This is a genomic window from Porphyromonas sp. (genome assembly GCF_030529325.1).
Taxonomy (GTDB): Bacteria; Bacteroidota; Bacteroidia; order Bacteroidales; family Porphyromonadaceae; genus Porphyromonas_A.
The window spans coordinates 1-19,003 of sequence record NZ_JAUMXC010000017.1 but is presented as its reverse complement, the minus strand read 5'-3'; the positions used below and the strand labels follow the sequence as shown (position 1 = coordinate 19,003).

Annotated in this window: 15 protein-coding genes and 1 pseudogene; 5 read left to right on the top strand and 11 right to left on the bottom strand. The window is 42.3% G+C overall.

Annotated elements, in window-relative coordinates; all coding sequences use genetic code 11:
* Nucleotide 1: 1 nt before the first annotated feature.
* The 5 genes from mreC to Q4A14_RS04195 form a co-directional block, all read right to left on the bottom strand.
* Complete coding sequence (gene mreC / locus Q4A14_RS04215) at nt 2-862, bottom strand: rod shape-determining protein MreC (RefSeq protein ID WP_303170167.1); 861 nt, start codon at nt 860-862, stop codon at nt 2-4.
* A gap of 131 nt (nt 863-993) precedes the next feature.
* Nucleotides 994-2,013, bottom strand: a complete 1,020-nt coding sequence (locus Q4A14_RS04210; RefSeq protein ID WP_303170166.1) for a rod shape-determining protein — start codon at nt 2,011-2,013, stop codon at nt 994-996.
* A 62-nt stretch (nt 2,014-2,075) separates the two neighbouring features.
* Nucleotides 2,076-3,611, bottom strand: a complete 1,536-nt coding sequence (gene purH, locus Q4A14_RS04205; RefSeq protein ID WP_303170165.1) for a bifunctional phosphoribosylaminoimidazolecarboxamide formyltransferase/IMP cyclohydrolase — start codon at nt 3,609-3,611, stop codon at nt 2,076-2,078.
* Nucleotides 3,612-4,043: 432 nt separating this feature from the next.
* Nucleotides 4,044-4,673 (bottom strand): hypothetical protein, encoded by a 630-nt coding sequence (locus Q4A14_RS04200; RefSeq protein WP_303170164.1) that lies wholly within the window; start codon nt 4,671-4,673, stop codon nt 4,044-4,046.
* Nucleotides 4,674-4,679: 6 nt separating this feature from the next.
* The gene (locus tag Q4A14_RS04195) at nt 4,680-5,666 is read right to left on the bottom strand and encodes an aminodeoxychorismate synthase component I (protein ID WP_303170162.1); all 987 of its coding nucleotides are present in this window, start codon (nt 5,664-5,666) and stop codon (nt 4,680-4,682) included.
* Nucleotides 5,667-5,818: 152 nt separating this feature from the next.
* Here Q4A14_RS04195 and Q4A14_RS04190 point away from each other — a divergent pair, with 152 nt between their 5' ends.
* The gene (locus Q4A14_RS04190) at nt 5,819-6,397 is read left to right on the top strand and encodes an aminodeoxychorismate/anthranilate synthase component II (protein ID WP_303170161.1); all 579 of its coding nucleotides are present in this window, start codon (nt 5,819-5,821) and stop codon (nt 6,395-6,397) included.
* Nucleotides 6,398-6,456: 59 nt separating this feature from the next.
* On the opposite strand, the gene Q4A14_RS04185 is transcribed toward Q4A14_RS04190, so the two are convergent.
* From Q4A14_RS04185 to Q4A14_RS04170, 4 genes are all read right to left on the bottom strand, one after another.
* Nucleotides 6,457-7,404: a nitronate monooxygenase family protein gene (locus Q4A14_RS04185; RefSeq protein ID WP_303170160.1), complete on the bottom strand. Its 948-nt coding sequence runs from the start codon at nt 7,402-7,404 to the stop codon at nt 6,457-6,459.
* A gap of 473 nt (nt 7,405-7,877) precedes the next feature.
* Complete coding sequence (locus Q4A14_RS04180; protein WP_303170159.1) at nt 7,878-9,725, bottom strand: U32 family peptidase; 1,848 nt, start codon at nt 9,723-9,725, stop codon at nt 7,878-7,880.
* A gap of 13 nt (nt 9,726-9,738) precedes the next feature.
* Nucleotides 9,739-10,392 carry a uracil phosphoribosyltransferase gene (gene upp / locus Q4A14_RS04175; protein ID WP_303170157.1) on the bottom strand — a complete coding sequence of 218 codons (654 nt, stop codon included), beginning with the start codon at nt 10,390-10,392 and terminating at the stop codon, nt 9,739-9,741.
* Between the two features lie 30 nt (nt 10,393-10,422).
* Nucleotides 10,423-11,808: a transglycosylase SLT domain-containing protein gene (locus tag Q4A14_RS04170; RefSeq protein WP_303170156.1), complete on the bottom strand. Its 1,386-nt coding sequence runs from the start codon at nt 11,806-11,808 to the stop codon at nt 10,423-10,425.
* Nucleotides 11,809-12,415: 607 nt separating this feature from the next.
* Between Q4A14_RS04170 and Q4A14_RS04165 the strand changes: the two genes are divergently transcribed.
* From Q4A14_RS04165 to mnmE, 3 genes are all read left to right on the top strand, one after another.
* On the top strand, nt 12,416-12,871 hold the full coding sequence (locus tag Q4A14_RS04165; RefSeq protein WP_303170155.1) for a helix-turn-helix domain-containing protein: 456 nt from the start codon (nt 12,416-12,418) through the stop codon (nt 12,869-12,871).
* A gap of 721 nt (nt 12,872-13,592) precedes the next feature.
* The gene (locus tag Q4A14_RS04160) at nt 13,593-13,847 is read left to right on the top strand and encodes a type B 50S ribosomal protein L31 (RefSeq protein ID WP_303170154.1); all 255 of its coding nucleotides are present in this window, start codon (nt 13,593-13,595) and stop codon (nt 13,845-13,847) included.
* Between the two features lie 148 nt (nt 13,848-13,995).
* On the top strand, nt 13,996-15,402 hold the full coding sequence (mnmE, locus tag Q4A14_RS04155) for a tRNA uridine-5-carboxymethylaminomethyl(34) synthesis GTPase MnmE (RefSeq protein ID WP_303170153.1): 1,407 nt from the start codon (nt 13,996-13,998) through the stop codon (nt 15,400-15,402).
* Between the two features lie 637 nt (nt 15,403-16,039).
* On the opposite strand, the gene Q4A14_RS04150 is transcribed toward mnmE, so the two are convergent.
* Entirely contained in the window at nt 16,040-17,458 is a 1,419-nt protein-coding gene (locus Q4A14_RS04150; protein WP_303170152.1) for a hypothetical protein, read from the bottom strand.
* On the bottom strand, nt 17,406-18,476 hold the full coding sequence (locus Q4A14_RS04145) for a hypothetical protein (protein ID WP_303170150.1): 1,071 nt from the start codon (nt 18,474-18,476) through the stop codon (nt 17,406-17,408). The genes Q4A14_RS04150 and Q4A14_RS04145 overlap by 53 nt, the downstream gene beginning before the upstream one ends.
* Nucleotides 18,477-18,654: 178 nt before the next feature.
* On the opposite strand from Q4A14_RS04145, the pseudogene Q4A14_RS04140 reads away from it, so the two are divergent.
* Nucleotides 18,655-19,003: pseudogene (locus tag Q4A14_RS04140) on the top strand (hypothetical protein); the annotation flags it as partial.

Below are 19,003 nucleotides of genomic sequence, written 5' to 3'. Positions count from 1 at the left end.
GCTACTTCTTGTTGATTCCCAATGATGTCTCAAGATCATCACGCTCCTTTCTGTGATAGTTGGTGAGGACATAGACATACTTGATGTTTTCAAGCCCCATATTCAGTCTGATTTTCAAAGCACAGAAGTTGTCATCTATTGAGCTCCCCTCACCGACAATAGTTCCTACAAATATACCTTCGGGAAATATTGCAGAATAACTACTTGTGTAGACAGAGTCTCCAACTTCATACGAAATATGCTTAGGTAGGTTGGTTAACAAGGTCTCTTGCGCATTCTCTCCATCCCATTTAAGTATACCTATATACTCACCATCCTTTACTTTGCAACTCATCGCAAAGTCCTTGTTTGTAACAGGTAAAACCTGGGCATATCTTCCTCCTACGGTTTTAACGACCCCTACCAGGCCTGATATGCCAAGGACTCCCATATCCGGATATATGCCCTCATTACTTCCCATATCAATAGTCAGATAGCTACTGTTCCCATATAAAACATTTCCAACAACTTTTGCAATTTTATACTCATAGGGAAATGGATAATTGATACTATCCTGCATTATTTGCTGATAGGATAGGGAGTCTACTGTGATGCGCTCTATCTTATTTCTCAACATTCGTACCTCTCGTTCGAGTTGAGCATTACGGTTCATGAGCTCAATATTGGCATCCTTGAGACCTATATAAGAGTTGGCTATGGTTGCAGTTTCTGTGAGTTTACCGGTGATGATATTTGTCGAACTGAGTATGACGCTACTGTGGTAATTGCTATTCCTATACAATAGTATGATAGCAATGACCTCAAGCAAGATAAATAGAACCAGATGACCTCTGGATTTAAGTAACTCAAAGAGTCTAAACATCCGACAATAACAGATATACTTTACAAATAGAATGCGCTCTTTCGATTTTATGCACCAATACCAAGAAGGCTAATATTTTATCCCTCCTTGGTATTGATACAACACGGCTTTAGATGGACCCTATTGTTTTATTATTTGAAGAGTAAGGTATACTTACTTGTGTTTTGGAGTGCGATGTGGGTTCCTTTAGCAACCACGTGTAGTGGGTCTTCTGCTACGATAAAGTCAATCTTAAATTTATCGCTCAAACGTTTTGCCAAGCCTTTGAGTTGAGCACCACCTCCGGCAAGGTAAATCCCATTCTTTACAATATCCGCATACAATTCTGGGATTGTATTATCAAGGGCATTCCCTACGGCAGTTTCAATTTTTGTGATGGACTTATCGAGGCACTCTGCAATCTCCTTATAGTTTACAGACACAGCCTTAGGTAAGATACTTACCAAGTCTTGACCAATCACTTCATAATCTTGAGGCTCTTCATCGAGTTGAGCCAAGGCAGATCCCACATTCTTTTTGATTTCTTCGGCTGTACGTTCACCTATACGAACGCTGTGCTTGGTCTTCATGTGATCGACAATATCGGCAGTGAACTCATCACCCGCAACTTTGATGGACTTGTTGGATACTATGCCACCCAAGCTGATCACCGCGATCTCTGTAGTCCCTCCACCTATATCTACGATCATGTTTCCTGTAGGCTCCATGACATCAAGTCCAATCCCCAATGCTGCAGCCATAGGCTCATGTATTAAGAATACTTCATTGGCTCCGGCTTTCTCTGCTGAGTCTCGTACTGCGCGTATTTCAACATCAGTACTTCCAGAAGGGACGCATACGACAACTTTCAAAGAGACAGGTAATATCCTCTTCTTTGGATTTGCCATTTTTATAAGTCCACGTATCATGTGTTCCGAAGCTACAAGATCCGCAACGACCCCATCTCTCAGTGGTCTGATCGTCTGGAGGTCATTGTTTTCCTTTTCAAATCTCCTGTATGCTTCATAACCCACCCATTCAACCTTTTCGGTCTTGCGGTTCATTGTTACATATGAGGGCTGATCTATTATGATCTTGCCATCTTGTATGATGACCGTATTCGCGGTACCTAAGTCGATTGCTAATTTCTGTGTAAGTGAAAAGAATCCCATCTTAGCTTATTATATATCGTTCTTATATTCTTGTATGTTATTGATCTTCTTTAGTTGAGCCTTTAGTGTCTGAAATGTCTTATGCCCGTAAAACACATTGCCAAGTCATGTTCATTACAATAGTCAATTGAGAGTTGATCCTTGATTGAACCTCCGGGTTGTATAAAGGCTTTTATACCGGCTTTATCTGCAATTTCCACACAATCAGCAAAAGGGAAAAAAGCATCTGATGCCAAAACAGCTCCTTGCAGATCAAAACCCATTACTTTGGCTTTCTCAATGGCCTGTCGCAGGGCATCTACTCTCGATGTCTGACCGTATCCGGCACCAAGCATCCTGCCATCCTTGGCAATTACTATAGCATTGGATTTGCAATACTTTACGACCTTCATAGCAAAAAGCATATCCTCTATTTCGGTAGTAGTGGGAGCATTGTTTGTCACAACTTTGAGATCTGCTTTTGTCTCGATGCGAGTGTCTCTCTCCTGAGCTAAAAGGCCTCCTAATATTGTCCTATATGTGTGAGTAGAGTGATCTGAACCCAATTTATCCAGAAGGATGATGCGTTTCTCTTTTTTACCAAATATATCAAGAGCGTCTTGCGTGTAGCCGGGTGCTATGAGTACCTCAAAAAAGAGTTTGTCTATCTCTTCAGCGACAGCACCATCAACTTCTCTATTGATGACAATAATGCCTCCAAATGCTGAAATGGGATCACATGCCAATGCCGTTTTGTAGGCTTCAAGTGCTGAATCCTTGCTCGCAAGACCACAAGGTGTGTTATGTTTCAAAATGGCACAAGTTGGACTCTCAAATTCTTCTACGAGATGAACTGCCGTATCGACATCAAGAAGATTATTGTAAGACAGCTGCTTACCCTGAATAAAGTCAAAGCGTGCTCGAATATCTCCAAAGAATTCTCCCTTCTGATGAGGATTCTCCCCATATCTGAGACTTTCAGACTTTTCAAAAGAGAGGATCAAGCCAGAAGCTCTCCCTTCGAGCGATTTTCCGGAAAAGTAATTGAATATGGCTGTGTCGTATTGTGAAGTAACAGCAAAAGCTGTTTGAGCAAATGACAAACGCTGTGCCAATGTCGTTTCCCCATTCTGAGCATCAAGAAGCTTCACTAATTCAGGATACCCATCTTTTGAAGAAATAATGACTACATCTTTATGATTTTTTGCCGCGGCTCTGATAAGGGACACTCCACCTATATCTATCTTTTCGATAATTTCCTCTTGAGTTCCTCCGCCTTTAACAGTATTCACAAAAGGATACAAGTCTACAATGACCAAATCAATCGGAAGAATATCGTACATCTCACACTGATTCTTGTCATCCGGGTTGTCTCGTCGTGTGAGAATCCCTCCAAAAATAGAAGGATGAAGTGTCTTGACTCGACCTCCCAAAATGGATGGATAGCTCGTCAAGTCTTCCACAGCAGTACAATCTATTCCCATTTTGTTGATAAAGGCTTGGGTACCTCCGGTCGAAACAAGCTCTACGTCATGCCTGTGCAAACATTTGATGACTTCATCTAAGCCGTCTTTTTCAAAGACAGAAACCAAAGCTCGTTTTATCTTGATGTTACTCATTTATCACTTTATTTTAAGGACTCAGGTGGGGCACTATCGTTCTCTACAGTTACAGACGAAATCCCCCTACATCGGACTCTAATATTTTAATGATTTGACTAATGTACAAAAGTAGTGATAATCTGTGGATATGGGGGTAAATACATGAACTTTTCTTGATCTTTGAAAGCCCATATGACTTAGAAGTTTATAAAAGTACTTAACAGATACAAATCAGATTTATTGACGTCACTTTACAAGGCTGTTTGTTGTGAATCTCCGAGCAAATATACATTTCTCAAAATCGATATGGCTACCTTGACGAATCAATCAGTCTAACTTAATGAGTCAAGTTAGACAACTTTTTTGAAGCCTACTGAAAGTACAGTCACGGTAAAGGCAAGACCCGATATAATCGAATATTATCTTGACTCTTGTGAGAATATACCTGACTTATGATATAGAAAGGGGGGACAAGACTACTGTACCGAGAGGTAGCATAGAATTGATTAAGTGTATATTTTCCGCTGATAAACAATCATCTATGGATAGGTCAGCAGGCTTTATAATTCCCTGATTTATGTACAGTTGTCTTCGGGTACCTTGAAGGAGGGGAGCTGCAGGGGTCAATAAGCCTCTCCCCTTGATTTCAACCACAATATTTGTATATGTCGTATCTGTAAGAAGCCCATTTTTGAAAAACAATGGTTCTTGATCATTATGACAAAGCGTGGAGTAGGGGAGAAAACAATTGCGATCAGCCCATTTGTATCGATAGTCGAGGTTGTCTGTACAGTCAAATATCTTCAAAGACTTTATTGTTCTGGCGGTGTAAGGTGTCAGTTTTACATTCTCTACCGTTGTATGATAAGTGATGGTACACTTCACCGAAGGATGCTCTTTCAGATTATAATCGGAGAGGGAGAGTTTTATTTGCCTTACTACTTCATCCATATTCGGAGAGCGAAATCCCAAAGATTCTCCACTTCTCTGCATACGACTGATATGTAGATCTATTCGTTGAGTTTCACCAAAAGTGATCTCCAGAGTCTCAATAAGGGATGAATGGGAGATATGTTGCATGACGTGTCAGAGTAGGGGGATATAAACCTTTTGGATAACCTCATTATATTCCTCCTTAGGGTCACTATTGATCGTAATTCCTCCTCCGCTTCGAAAATACATTTGCTTACCTCTCTTTTCTATAAAACGGATAAGTACTCCGGTATCCAATGTCTTCCCATCATAATAGCCGACTATCCCTGTATAATATCCACGAGGTTCGTCCTCTGCACTTTTAATAATGCGGATTGTAGCATCTTTAGGAGCTCCGGATATAGAACCTGCAGGAAGTAGTTGATCTATTACAGTTCCAAGACTGGAATGATAATCTTTAGGCATCATCCCTATCACTTTTGAACTGACTTGAAGCAGTCCTCTACCATTAGGTAGTTGGATTTTGTCTATATATCTGAATCTTTCGACATCGACAAATTCAGAGACTATATTGAGATCGTTGCGAATCAAATCAACTATAGTATTGTGTTCTGCAGTTTCTTTGTAATCATTTAGTATTATTTCCTCCGCATTCGGAATAGATGCATCTATGGTACCCTTCATGGGATGTGATGCTACTTGTCCTTGTGCATCTATCGTGATGAATATCTCTGGAGAAAAACAAACGAAACGATCCGGAATACAGACTTTATAACGGGCCTCTGTAGCATGGTAGATTTCCTCCAGAGACGCCTCTGTTTCTACAGGTGTCGATACAGTAAGATTACATAAGAAAGTGTCGCCTCGTTTGAGTCCATCGCAGACTATGTCAAACTTGTGTCTGTATGTCTTGTAAGGGATAGGATAAGACTTGAGAGACAAGTCTAATTTTTGAGGTTGATGGGAGTTTGTTATTTTATTGATAGAGAATAGTATATCTTTTTGTTTCAGTGGCTCTTCGACTATATATCCCTTGTTTTGTTCAAAGTCAATGATGAAAAGACAAGTTTTTTTCTTTTCCCCGTACTCATTTAGTTGCGTTATCACCTCTTGATAACTTTTTTCACGAACTCTGCACATGCTTATTTATAGTTGAATATTTTGTGTCAAAGGTAGTTATTTGAAGCGATAGATATCTTAAAAACACATCCGTCTGATACAATATAACGTGATGATTGCAAAATAAGCCGTACATTTGGATGCAATCAACAGTATCTGTCCCCCAAATAGCAATGAAACGAATACTTATAATCAATCATCACGACTCATTTGTCCACAACCTTGTGCAGATAATTCGGGAAACTCCCGACTGCACTTACACATTCGTAGATACAGAAGCACTCGCAGATCGCTTTGCGGAATTAATATCAACACATGAGTACATCTTACTGTCTCCCGGGCCGGGACATCCGGAAGAATTTACACAATTGATCCCAACAATACAGAAATGCTTTACGACACACTCAATAATGGGGGTATGTCTGGGTATGCAGGCGATTGCATTGGCCTTTGGTGGACAATTGCTATGCTTACCTTCTCCAAAGCATGGACATAAGAGTACTCTACAAGACGTCAATACAAACGCAAAATTATTTAAGGGGCTTATTCAACCAATAGAAGTTGCAAGGTATCACTCTTGGGTTGTTTCGGAGGAGTCATTACCCAAAGGACTTACTGTAGATGCTTATGATGAAGATGGCAATATCGCAGCACTATCGCACTCTGAGTACAATATAAGAGGGGTGCAATTTCATCCCGAATCGATTATAACAAAACAGGGTAGACAGATGATAACCAATTGGTTAAAGTAGATGGTAATATATCACAATAAATATATTACTATCTACTTTTTCCAACTATGACAATTATGTCACTTCTTGTAAACTTGGAGTCTGTTTTGGACTTCGTAAAATTCACTAACCATATTCTCGAGAACCTTGGCAGCGGGTAATATCTCATTGATAGCGGCACTGATCTGTCCTATTTCGAGTTCGCCATTGACTAAATCGCCCTCGAATATCCCTTTTTTGCTACGGCCACGTCCGAGTAATTCTTTCAGCTCTTCAGCCGAAGCCCCTCTGCTTTCAGCCTCTTCGACAGCAGTAAGAAAATCACTTTTGAGTAATCGAGTAGGGGAGACTTTCTTCAATACTAACTTAGTATCTCCTTCTGTAAGAGAGAGACATGCTGCTTTAAAGTTTGGATGAGCAGAGCTTTCCTCACTGAGAGCGAAAGCAGTACCAACCTGTACACCCTCTGCGCCAAGGCTGAACGCCGCCATCATCGAACGTCCGGAAGATATCCCCCCTGCAGCAATAACCGGAATCTCCACAGCATCTACAACAGAAGGGATAAGGCACATTGTAGTTGTTTCTTCACGTCCATTATGTCCTCCGGCCTCAAAGCCTTCAGCAACAACCGCATCTACTCCTGCATCTTGACTTTTAAGCGCAAACTTACTGCTGCTGACAACATGAGCCACCGTAATACCCTCAGATTGAAGTATTTTAGTCCAAGTTTTAGGATTGCCCGCAGAGGTAAAAACAATAGGGACATGTTCTTCAATTATGATCTTCATTATCTCATCAACATTGGGATACATGAGGGGGATATTTACGCCAAAAGGTTTAGATATCGCAGCTTTCGTTTTTCGAATATGTCCTCTAAGTATGGCCGGATACATAGATCCGGCACCAATAAGGCCAAGACCTCCGGCCTCTGATACCGCAGATGCCAATTCATGTCCGCTACACCAAACCATCCCGCCTGAAATAATGGGATATTCTATTTTGAAAAGTTCTGTAACTCTATTCTTCATTCTTTTACAACGTTTTGTATTGATAAACTTTTTGAGCAAGTGAGTAATACTCTTGCACAAAGGTATAGTGTTTTTCTATAATCTGGAAAGAGTTTGCATTAACAATTCGATTTTATTAAAGACCACAGCATAGAAGGCGACAGTTTTTTTATCGTTCTCCTTTTTCTTATTTTATCAACTTAACATAACGACTATTATGGTCACATGAAGAGAAAAGCTCTGATAAATCAGTTGGGACTGATATTATTAGCGCTGCCGATCAACAATGGTAAGAAGAAGCAAAAAAGTCGTCTAACTTAATGGATCAAGGTAGACACGTTGAATGTTCAAGTTAGCCACATCATTTTCAAGGGTTGTACATCTTTTGATAGAAAGCTCATTAAACATTCAATATCCCGGCAGAAAATTAAGGAGAGATCAATAAAAATATCAAACTCTCCTTCCATTATTCTCTCTTGGCCTTATTTGATTAATCAATATTTATACAAAACCATTTCACAACGCTTACAGTCAAATACGATCTTTAAAGAAACCCTATTCTGTAAGGAATGCAATCCCCATGGTTCGTTTAACTTACCGCTAAAGCCCTGTAAGTGAGGACACATGCCAAGGCTATAACGAATGCAATGTTTTGTATACATCAAAGGCTTATTAGCCTGTCGTTTGGACTCATATGCAAGTTCATCAACACGGCTACCGTGCTTAGCATAAAAAGAAAGAGCAGAATTGTTAAAAATATTTGCTGTATATCCTATATTAGCTTCTGGATAGACACTGTTTTTCAATGGATTAGGACGGTTTGGACGGCTTTGAAGAGCCTTTACTAGTAGGGCCTCTGTCAGTCTCTCAAGGACTCTTTGTCTCATTTTTGTAAGGAGGCTTTTAGGGATAAATTTGTGATGAAGTATGTTCTCTATATCAATGACACTTACTTTATACTCTGTATTACCACATTTGCTTAAAACACTTACTATAGAGGCTTTTGTATCACTATTCTGGGCGTCTTCCAACTGAATAAATTCAGATACGGATGCTTGTATATTATTTTGTGAGAGAGCAGTCAGACATAACTCATCGCCTGCAGTATTTAACTCAAAACTTATAGGTAGCTTCCTGATGGCTGTATTTTTCTCCATTTCTCGATCAAAAACAATATCCAGATTGCGATGCAAAGGCATCCCAACTCGAAGTCGATCAGGAGTTTTATTGACAGTCAGAGTATCACCATTGGCAACGTTGACCTTTAATCCGGATGTTCCGCCCTCCGGTAAATAAAAAGCTAGTCCGTCACCGTTTGCAATTGCCTTCCCTTCATCTACTTGAAGAGTTACCATGTTACCCCGAATACCTACTATCTTCCCTACTCTTTCTCCCATTGACTTTGGAGAATCAAAGGCAGCCAACTGATCTTCTCGACGTCCGTTGTGCGCAAACATCGTATATCCTCTATTGAACACCCTGTCGACATTCGGTGCGAAACTAAAAGCGACATCTCCGTATGAGCTCCTGGAATACTCCGGATGTTCCAAAATATAGTCGTTCAATAATTGGTGATAATGAGCAACGACAGTTTTAACATAGGATAAGTCTTTGAGACGCCCCTCGATCTTGAAAGAACTAACCCCTGAGGTTATGAGCTCAGAGAGGATCTCGGACCTATTGAGATCTTTGACAGACAAGAGGTGCTTATTCTTCACAATAGTATTTCCTTTTGCATCAATCAAATCAAAAGGCAGGCGACATATTTGGGAGCAGGACCCGCGATTAGCACTACGCCCATGAAATTCTGCTGCAGCGTAACATCGTCCGCTATAAGATACGCACAGTGCACCATGAATAAAGCACTCCAACTTTACGTTTGGGACTTGTTTATGGATTTTTCGTATCTGATTAGGGCTTAATTCTCGAGGCACAACAACTTGCTCAAACCCCTGCTCTAAAAGGAATTGGATGCGCTCAACGGTGATATTGTCCATTTGGGTACTCGCATGGAGAGGAATGGGAGGTAAATCACCTTCAAGTAATCCAAAGTCTTGGATTATTATCGCATCTGCACCAATCTCATATAGCTGTGTTATTAAGGATCGAGCCTCTTGCAGCTCATCATCCCTCAGTATAGTATTAAGAGCGATATAAACTTTTGCACCGAAGAGATGAGCAAAAGTGACTAATCTTTGAATATCCTCAATAGAGTTTCCAGCACTTACGCGAGCGCCAAAAGCAGGTGCACCAATGTATACAGCATCTGCACCGTGTTTGATTGCCTCAATGCCATAATCTGCATTTTTAGCGGGAGCGAGGAGTTCTAAGGGGAAACTCATATACTCAAAAATATCAATCTAATTTTTCACCAAAAGCAAGATCACCAGCATCTCCAAGACCGGGGATGATATACGAGTGATCATCTATCTCCGGATCTATTGCAGCGACCCAAAGAGTACTATCCTCAGGGAGTCTCTCCTTCAGATAATCTATAGCTGGCTGACTAGCTATAATAGACGAAAAGTGAAGTATTTTGGGTTGGCCTTTGGTGAGCAATGCTCTATAAGCTAGCTCCATTGATCCTCCTGTGGCAAGCATTGGGTCTGATAGAATCAGAGTTGTCTCTGCTAGAGAGGGAGATGCTATATACTCGATATGAATGTCAAAATTAAGCCTGTCTTTATACTTACGATAAGCCGAAACGAAAGCATTGCCTGCTCGATCAAAATAGTTCCCAAAACCATGATGAAAAGGTAAACCTGCCCTTAGTATCGTTGCAATGACCACATCATCCTCATCCAAAGACTCATTAGCCACTCCAAGGGGTGTTTGAATTTTATGCTCCTTGTAATTCAGTGTTTTGCTTATCTCGTAAGCCATAACTTCCCCAATACGTTCAACATTGCGTCTGAATCGGAGTCTGTCATTTTGGATTTCTACATTTCTTAGTTCTGATACAAATCTGTTGAGCAACGAATTTTGTTCTGATAAGTTAATGACCTTCATGTTCTCTTACTGTTCTATGTTTTAGTTCGTTTATTTCGTGGTTATTGCTTTGTAGACATCTTTACGAGCCATTATATTACTTACATAAGCTACGGTCTCTTTTCCTCTCAAAAAGCCATACTTACATACCGGATCATTGTAATATTTTGGGTTACTTTTCAAGAGCACATACTCTCTGACATTATCATCCCAGATATCCGGGGATGCCCCATACTTCTTTGCTAGACGGCGAGCATCTTGAATGTGAGCAGGGCCGGCATTATAAGACGCAAGCGTAAACTTCATACGCTCATTTTCATCCTCTATGTCTTGATAGCTTTTGCCTATTGCCAACAAGCAATCTACAGCTACGCGCACAGAAACGGCGGGATCTTTCAATTCTTCCACTGTCGCTCCAAAGGCCCTGCCGGTGGCAGGCATAATCCCCATGAGCCCGGTAGCACTACTCCAACCAACGATATTACTTTGAAAGTTCGACTCCTGAAAAGCTATAGCTGCAAGAACCGTCCAGTGCCAACCAAGACGGTGACTCTCATTAATAAAAAGCTCATCATACGGAGAGATATTTCCCTCGGGTATTTCGATCTTAATAGGATTACGGAATGCTCCTCCAAAATAAAACAGGTAGTTCATTGATTGTTCTAGATTCCTATCCTTCTTATCCGAAAAGTATAACTCTAAAGTATCCGCAAGAGATGTATTATGTTTATGTGCTATCCAACCGTATCGTATGGGAGTACTCAGTTTTGTCTTGATATCAATACCTTTGTAATGCTGAGCATACATTCTGGCCAAATCTTCGTCTGCGACCGTATAGTTTATACCATCCTGACATACGAGAGTGAGTAGATCCGGGACAGAAAGAGTGTCTACATAGTTTATTGCAAAGTCTTGCTTAGGACCGATTTCGTCATCCAACTGTTTGATTCTGAAATCTTCTACACTATTCCTCACGACATGAATCTGCTTGTCGGCAAGATCGAGTACGGACTGCACTTTCTCTGCACTCCTACTCTGAAGTAAAACTAATGAGCTTGTACGTATTGGGCCACAAAAGGCAAATTCTTCCATATGCTCCTTTGTCATGGCAAGAGGCGCAATACACAGATCTATGGAGTCTTGCTGTATCCATTTTTTCAGAGTATCCAAAGAGTGAGAAAGCTTTATCTCCAACTGAAGACCCTTATCAGCAACAAAGTCTCGGATTTTAAAGAACTCTGCACCCATTTCCTTGCCGCGATAGATAAAAAAAGCGGAAGGGGACGTTGTGGTCCCGATCCGCAAAGTATCAATCTGTTTTATAGTTTCCCACGATCTAAAATGACTAACCGCCTCATCCGTGTTAGAATATACACATGAGGTTAAGATCAAAACTGATGTGAGCAAAATACCCCCAAATTTTCTCGATGTCTTCATATCATCAAGTTACTTAGTTTCGTTGCAAAGTTACATCTATTCTCTCTACTCGACAAGTTCGATAGTTTTCTCTCTTAGATCTCTTTTATTTGTTAATAATATATATAGGGAGACACCCCCCCTGTATCCAAACATATATCTCTGTAAAAAGATTATCAATGTATCTACAAGGTATATCCACATATATCTACAATAGAGATATACTCCACCCCGATGAAAATTCGTGCATTTCAACACATCAATAAATGTTATTCGCCATTAAATAGAATGCATTAAGATGAGACTAATCAACTAATTATCATATTAATATAAGTCGTTTCCTATATAATGTGTCGAACGGTGAATAGGTCGGTAATATATCAATTCATGTTATCCCTAAAGCAAAGTCTCGAAAAAATAATAAATATCTGATTACCAGTTGAATTGATTCAATTATATAAACTCTATATAGGAACTGATGTACTTAAGTCTGTTGCAGAGAGATATTTTTATGTGGCAATCATTGTCATCTACATATATAATTGCTAAGTTTGTGTGTATACTTACATAAGTATATATTTATAACCTGTATACAAAGATAGAATTCAACTATTTCACTCAAAAAATAATGGATCCAATAGCAGCACGAATAAAAGAAATCATCGAGCAAGAGGGCATTAGCCAAATTCTTTTTGCAGAAAAGACAAGGATAAATAAGTCTACATTGAATCATGTACTGACAGGAAGGAATCAACCAAGTTCTAAGGTTATTCAGAAAATATTATCAGCCTTTCCACATTATCGACATGAATGGCTCTTAAGCGGAGATTACCCAAGAGTCAAAGAAGGATACAGAGAAGAACAAGCAAAACTCACCAACATCCCTCTATTCATGGATCTGAAGGAAGCAGAACTAATACAAACCGAGAACACGCCCCCTACTCGACACACAGCTCTGGTAAACTCAACACCTTGCCCTCATCAGGTAACACCCTCTCCCTCAAATAATACCAGAAAGGTGGAAAAAATTATCATTTACTATGATGACAACACTTATCAAACTTTTTTGCCTCAAGAAGACTGACGATACAAAACGTAAAAATACATTGCTACGAAACAAAACTTTATATTACACATTAAATTAGGTTGTATGAGAAGAGAATTAATGTGTGAGAATTTTGACAGCTTCAGAAATATGTATTGACGATGTGACACTTAATTGGATCGTCTCTCCTGACGTAAGAGCAAGGGGGAGAAAATAAGGCATGCCTTCCAAAATTGAGACGCCTCCTTAAAGTGTCATGTTACACTGATTTTCCACCCAAGGAGAGTTCAGAATATCCCAGTGTATGTCACCTATAAAAAAACTAAACAAAGACACTACGACTGAAATCAAAATCAAATCAGTCATATGAACTTCATATTATCTAATAAAAGAACGCTTGAAATCCTAACCATCACCAAATAAATATGACCATAAGAAACATTGACAAGCCTAATGAGACACAATTTTGATACACTTTGTTCTACATCAAATGCCTAACTCTTCATTATGGATCGGTATATGTTTAACTATCAACATAATAAAGAATAAACTTCAATATCAGATAAGACTCAAATATCTCCAGGCGCTTAATGATGCAGTGGGTATCATTACCCTAGGCTCGTTTTACTAAACCAAAATCATATAAAATGAAGTAGGTAGATATGCTGATAATTAAGAAAATATCCCTATCTTTGCACAGAATTTATCCGGTTACCGCAACGAAATTATAGAAATATAAACAACAAAATAATATACAGCAATGAAAAAGGACATCCATCCTGAAAACTATCGCAAGGTTGTCTTCAAAGACATGTCTAACGAAGAGATCTTCATCACACGTTCGACTGCAAACACTAAGGAAACAATCGAAATTGATGGTGAGACTTATCCACTCATCAAGGTTGAAATCTCTAGCTCTTCACACCCTTTCTACACAGGTAAGGCTAAACTTGTCGACACTGCAGGACGTGTGGATAAGTTCATGAACCGTTACGGTAACAGAGCAAAGAAGTAATAAGAGTTTGGCTTCACACCACGTGAAGTTAATACTTAAGTTATTGTTATCGGTGTCTTAGACCCGATACATAGAGCGAGGGTTGCATAAGTCTGGAGACAATGCACCCTCGCTTTGTTTTTTCTTTCACTCATAATATTTACGGCGTATGTCACTCTATTCTATCAATGAAACAATTTGTGCACTCGGGACTCCCATGGGGAGGGCTGCCATTGGTGTGATAAAGATGTCAGGAGCCCATGCTTTTGAAATTCTCAAGAAAGTATTCAGGCCATTGGTCAAAAAGGAGTATGATCCCCTATCCCAACATGTAACTTATGGTTGGATCATAGACCCCACAAATGAAGAACATATTGATGACGTAGTCGTAGTGACATATGTCAATCCTAAGTCATACACGGGAGAAGACATGGTCGAGATCTCCTGTCATGGCTCTCCTTATATCCTGAGTGAGGTTATGAAGCTATTGGTTTCCTCAGGAGCAAGACCCGCAGAAGGAGGCGAATTTACCAAACGGGCTTTTGCCAATGGAAAAATGGACCTCAGTCAGGCTGAAGCCGTGGCTGATGTCATCGCAAGTACGAATAAGGCTGCTCTTAGGATGTCGATGAATCAGATGCGTGGGCACTTTAGTCGTAAGATAGAGGCTCTTAGAGAGACCCTTATCCGATTTTGTTCTCTTCTCGAACTCGAATTGGATTTCAGTGAAGAGGATGTCGAGTTTGCTGATAGAAAAGCGTTGACAGATTCTTGTACATCTATTTTGGAAGAGTTAAAAGAGCTCAGCGGCAGCTTCGAAAAAGGTAGAGTAATCAAAAACGGCATACCCATAGCTATCGCAGGAGCTACAAATGCAGGAAAATCAACCCTATTGAACGCACTTTTGGAAGAGGATAGAGCTATCGTCTCAGATATACACGGCACGACTCGGGACGCCATCGAAGATACTGTCATCCTCGGAGGGAGAGAGTTCAGATTTATCGATACTGCCGGTATCAGACATACAGATGACCCCATAGAGAGCATTGGGATAAATAAATCCTTTGAGAAGATCAATCAAGCATCCCTAACCCTTTGGATGATAGATGCTTCGGACAATGGACTTGACCTAAATAGTCTCCTTGACGATATCATCAAACATGCGACAAAAGATAACATCTGTGCACTGATCAACAAAAAGGATATAGTAGATCCCCTACGCATAGAAGAAATGACGCAAGCACTCAAACAATTAGGAATATCCAATGTCATTCCTATGAGTGCTAAAGATCAGCAAGACATCGCAAAAGTCAAACAGCAGATACTTCAGCATTTTGAGGACCTCAATGTCGGAGAAAACGATATCATTGTCTCAAATCTCCGACACGTAACAGTGATACAGGAAGCCTCCGGACACCTTCAAACGGTTCTCAACGGACTATCCCTAAACATCCCGGGAGACCTCTTGTCTCAAGACCTCAGAGCTGCCATAAACCTACTTGGAGAAGTAGTCGGGAACGTCTCATCAGATGACATCCTCCACTCCATCTTCAAAAACTTCTGCATCGGCAAGTAATTTCTGATTACAACCGATAATCATATATCACCAAATATCAAAAAGGCGTTCATTATGAGCGCCTTTCTTTTTGCCCTTTCTGTTCGTTAGGGATCATTCGGAGCCATTCTTTCGCTCATTCTTGTACCTTATTTGTACCGCATCTTGCGACTGTCAGTTTAGAGCCTCACGTATATCGAGAGAAACTTTAAAATCTGGACATGATGAGACACCAATTGACAGGAACTAACAAATGAATGGCGAAATGATGGCAAGTAAAATTCCAATAAAAAAGTTTGTGAGCATTGCCAAAAGGAGTTTGTCGCTTTGAAGACAACCACCAGATATTGCTCACATCGATGCAATAGCAGAGCATACAAGACTCAAAAACGAGAGGAGCGAGTACGCAGGACAGAGCTTTCTGAGCAAGAGAAAAAGGTTAAAGATCTTGTGGATAAACCTTATCTCACTGTTTCGGAAGTCAGCAAACTATTAGGGGTATCTCGTCAAACAATCAGTATATCTACTCTGGGCGATTGAAAGCGTTTAGTATGAGTAATCAAAGATCTATTGTTCGTAGAGCTGATATTGAAACGATGCTTGAAGCGAGACCTTATGAAAAACGTCAACCACGAGACGCTGTAACTATTTCAGAACTTTATACTACCGAAGAGGTCTGTAAAACTTGTATACCGCTCTTACCGTCCTTGCCGTCCTTGATGTTGGGTAATGTCGAGGTAGCGATAGAGGTGTATCCGTCCAACATGATCTTGACCTCGATGTCGAGGTACTCCCTGGCATCACTTCGGTCGGACAAGGAAAATGTATATCCGGGCTCCCAAGAGCTGAACTCAGATATCTCGGAGCCTGATCGGAAACGATACCTCCACAACTTGTCCGCCCCATACCGGGCATACCCGGTCTTGTCTATAAGCTCCGCACGGATCGAAAGTCCTCGGAGCTTATTATTACGATAAGATCCAGTCATATACATGACGGCGGTATAAGGGTTGCCGTCCTTGGGTTTGATGGAGTCGATATAGTCCTCGAGGGTTGTATCCTTGTCCCCAACGGTGATGAGTGCGCCCTTGAGGCGAGTCTTACCGTCCCCCATGCTGTTGATGTCGAGGTATCCACCGTCCCAGCCAAAGTGGTAACGCTTACCTTCAAAGTCGACATAATCCCTTCCGTCGGGACTGACGAGTCGGGGCGTGGTGATGCGCCCCGGAAGTATCTCGGTGAAGCCATGGAGGCGCGCAAAACTGCGCCCCTCAAGCCCATCTACCGACAGTCCGACAAGGAGGTTGTAATACCCGGCATCGGCATCCATGGCGACGGGAGCAGTCTCCAGGCGATAGGTCGCCGATGTCCCCGATATCGGAGCCTTGATGTAGAGGTAGTAGGTCTTCTTTGGCTTGAGAGCGGGACTCTCGTACCTTGGTACATCCCATACCTTGTACCCGGTATGGGAAGAAGAGATCGTATCGATGCCGATGGTCATGTGCTGTATCGTCCCTTCGGGGGCGATGAGCTGCGCCCCCTCGACCTTGTGAGTGATCTCGTGGACGACAGGCGTGAGATCGTTGCGACTCCGGACGAAGCGAAACTGCAGACGCTCATCCCCAACGATGAGTTGCATCATCTGCGCAAGGATGGGCGTTATCGGCTTGTCGTAGCCGAGTTGATCTGCCATCCCCTTAAGGGCATCCTGAGCCTCCTTGACGTGCTGCCACTGTCTCTCGGAGTACTTGTACATATCCTTGATGCCCTTATCGATAAGCACCTCTTGTGCCTCGAGTTTGGAGAGGGTCGATCCGAACGATCCCGAGACCGTCGTATGGCTGAGGGTCATTTCGGGTGCTTTTGGGTTGTTGAGGTGCTGTGTCACGCTGACGATACGGATGACCGTACCAGCAGTGTGAAACTCTGTATCCGAGAAGAGTACATGACCACCAGGCTTGATCTTGCCGCCGATCTCCGGCCACCTGCGGGTCGACCATACGGCATCGAGCCTGCCCCCGAACTCATACATCGGCTCGGTCGGCAAGCTGCTTGACTGCCTCCCGAAACAGTTCATCGGCTGCTGCCCGAGTGTAGGCCTCGGGCAGGTCGATATTGAAGATGGCGTACTTGTCCCCGACCTTGGGGACGAAGACTCCACCGGGCATGATCATATCGTCTATCTCTTGAGGGACGACCTCAAATCGACGATCATCGTGGTGGTAGCCCGTAAGAGCCTTGTCGGTCTGCTTGATCTCGAACTCTCGCCCAGCAAGCATCCCCGACTCAAACTTGATGACGGCCTTCTGCCCGGGGATGCGATACTGACTATAATTAAGGTCGGCAGGGATGGCCGTGTCGATCACATCGTAGAAGTGTTTTGCCTCGTCAACGATGGTGATGCTGGTGAGTGTGCCGACTCTCTTGGGGTAGATCTGCGTGAGGGCTACGGCAGCTTGAGTGATGACATTGCTCCCCCAGCGATAGACATACGTACCGTCGGCATCGGTACGGTAGGTATGCCCTTGATACTCCAGGCGTGCGGCCTTGGGAAGCATGAGGGCACGCGCCTTGTACTTGGCAGGATCGATGTTGCGCTCGCCACCCTCGACACAGAGACGGCCGCCCTGCTTGTCGTTCGATCCGATCCGGGAGACCCCCGAGACGAAACCGTTCCCCTTGCCGTAAGACAGAGGCAGGGGGTCAGTCTTGTCATGCTCCACCTTACGCAGATGGATCCGACGCCCCTCGACCTCCCACTCGGTCTCGAAGGTCTGTGCGATCACTCCGAGGGCATTGAGACACGACTGCCCCGAGAACGCTATCGTCTGATCCTCCTTGTCGATGGTCTCGCCCACCGACCAGGCGTCGCCCATGTTGCGGACGATCAGGCGGATGAAGTCGGCAGGCTTGCCGGTGAAGACGAACTTAGTCCTTGCCGGCTTGGACTCATCCTTGATGAGGATATCATCCAAGCTCATTGCGATCTCGTGGAAGGTCGCCGTGTACTCGATCCAGGATGTGGCCACCTTACGTACTTCGGGGGATCGGTACAGGTAGTACCTCCGCCCCTCGTAGACCAAAATGCAAAGCAAGCTCTTTCTCTGCCAGCCCTACCTAAAGAGGAAGATTTATCGAAGAATTGGGCGAAGCTATAGAAGACCTTGGAGAGGACCTATTCGACAGCAAAGCACCTACCGTAGATGTTGCCGAACTCGTATTCCAACGTAAACTCAGAAATCAAGCAAATAAGAAACTAAAACGCAGAAGATTATGAACGACCAAATCAATGTCCTCCTCGAAGTACTCGAGGAAATCAAGCAACAAAACAGAGAACTCAAAGCGAGCATCTCCAATTTACCACAACCAACAGAGTCGCAAGGCGAAGTCGAGAACAGAAAGAATCTCGCAGGAATCGCCAAGATTTTAGAGGAGCAACTGGAGTTTCATCGTCGATTCAGAGAGGAACTTTGTCAAGTAATTGCTAAACTTGGAGAGCGCATCCACGAAATGAAGTCAGGCATTGCCGAGGTACGAATAAGTCAAGACGAAACAACCGACAAACTCCTGACAGAACTCCAAGCCAAACAAACCACACCCGAGATAAAGCTCTCCAAATACT

What these genes read in the sequence shown, in the direction of transcription:
- Q4A14_RS04190 (WP_303170161.1), top strand. Translation starts at nt 5,819, where the DNA reads ATGAAACGAATACTTATAATCAATCATCACGACTCATTTGTCCACAAC.
- Q4A14_RS04160 (WP_303170154.1), top strand. Translation starts at nt 13,593, where the DNA reads ATGAAAAAGGACATCCATCCTGAAAACTATCGCAAGGTTGTCTTCAAA.
- upp (WP_303170157.1), bottom strand. Translation starts at nt 10,392, where the DNA reads ATGAAGGTCATTAACTTATCAGAACAAAATTCGTTGCTCAACAGATTT.
- Q4A14_RS04185 (WP_303170160.1), bottom strand. Translation starts at nt 7,404, where the DNA reads ATGAAGAATAGAGTTACAGAACTTTTCAAAATAGAATATCCCATTATT.
- mnmE (WP_303170153.1), top strand. Translation starts at nt 13,996, where the DNA reads ATGTCACTCTATTCTATCAATGAAACAATTTGTGCACTCGGGACTCCC.
- Q4A14_RS04210 (WP_303170166.1), bottom strand. Translation starts at nt 2,013, where the DNA reads ATGGGATTCTTTTCACTTACACAGAAATTAGCAATCGACTTAGGTACC.
- Q4A14_RS04180 (WP_303170159.1), bottom strand. Translation starts at nt 9,725, where the DNA reads ATGAGTTTCCCCTTAGAACTCCTCGCTCCCGCTAAAAATGCAGATTAT.
- Q4A14_RS04195 (WP_303170162.1), bottom strand. Translation starts at nt 5,666, where the DNA reads ATGTGCAGAGTTCGTGAAAAAAGTTATCAAGAGGTGATAACGCAACTA.
- Q4A14_RS04165 (WP_303170155.1), top strand. Translation starts at nt 12,416, where the DNA reads ATGGATCCAATAGCAGCACGAATAAAAGAAATCATCGAGCAAGAGGGC.
- mreC (WP_303170167.1), bottom strand. Translation starts at nt 862, where the DNA reads ATGTTTAGACTCTTTGAGTTACTTAAATCCAGAGGTCATCTGGTTCTA.
- Q4A14_RS04150 (WP_303170152.1), bottom strand. Translation starts at nt 17,458, where the DNA reads ATGAACTGTTTCGGGAGGCAGTCAAGCAGCTTGCCGACCGAGCCGATG.
- Q4A14_RS04170 (WP_303170156.1), bottom strand. Translation starts at nt 11,808, where the DNA reads ATGAAGACATCGAGAAAATTTGGGGGTATTTTGCTCACATCAGTTTTG.
- Q4A14_RS04200 (WP_303170164.1), bottom strand. Translation starts at nt 4,673, where the DNA reads ATGCAACATATCTCCCATTCATCCCTTATTGAGACTCTGGAGATCACT.
- purH (WP_303170165.1), bottom strand. Translation starts at nt 3,611, where the DNA reads ATGAGTAACATCAAGATAAAACGAGCTTTGGTTTCTGTCTTTGAAAAA.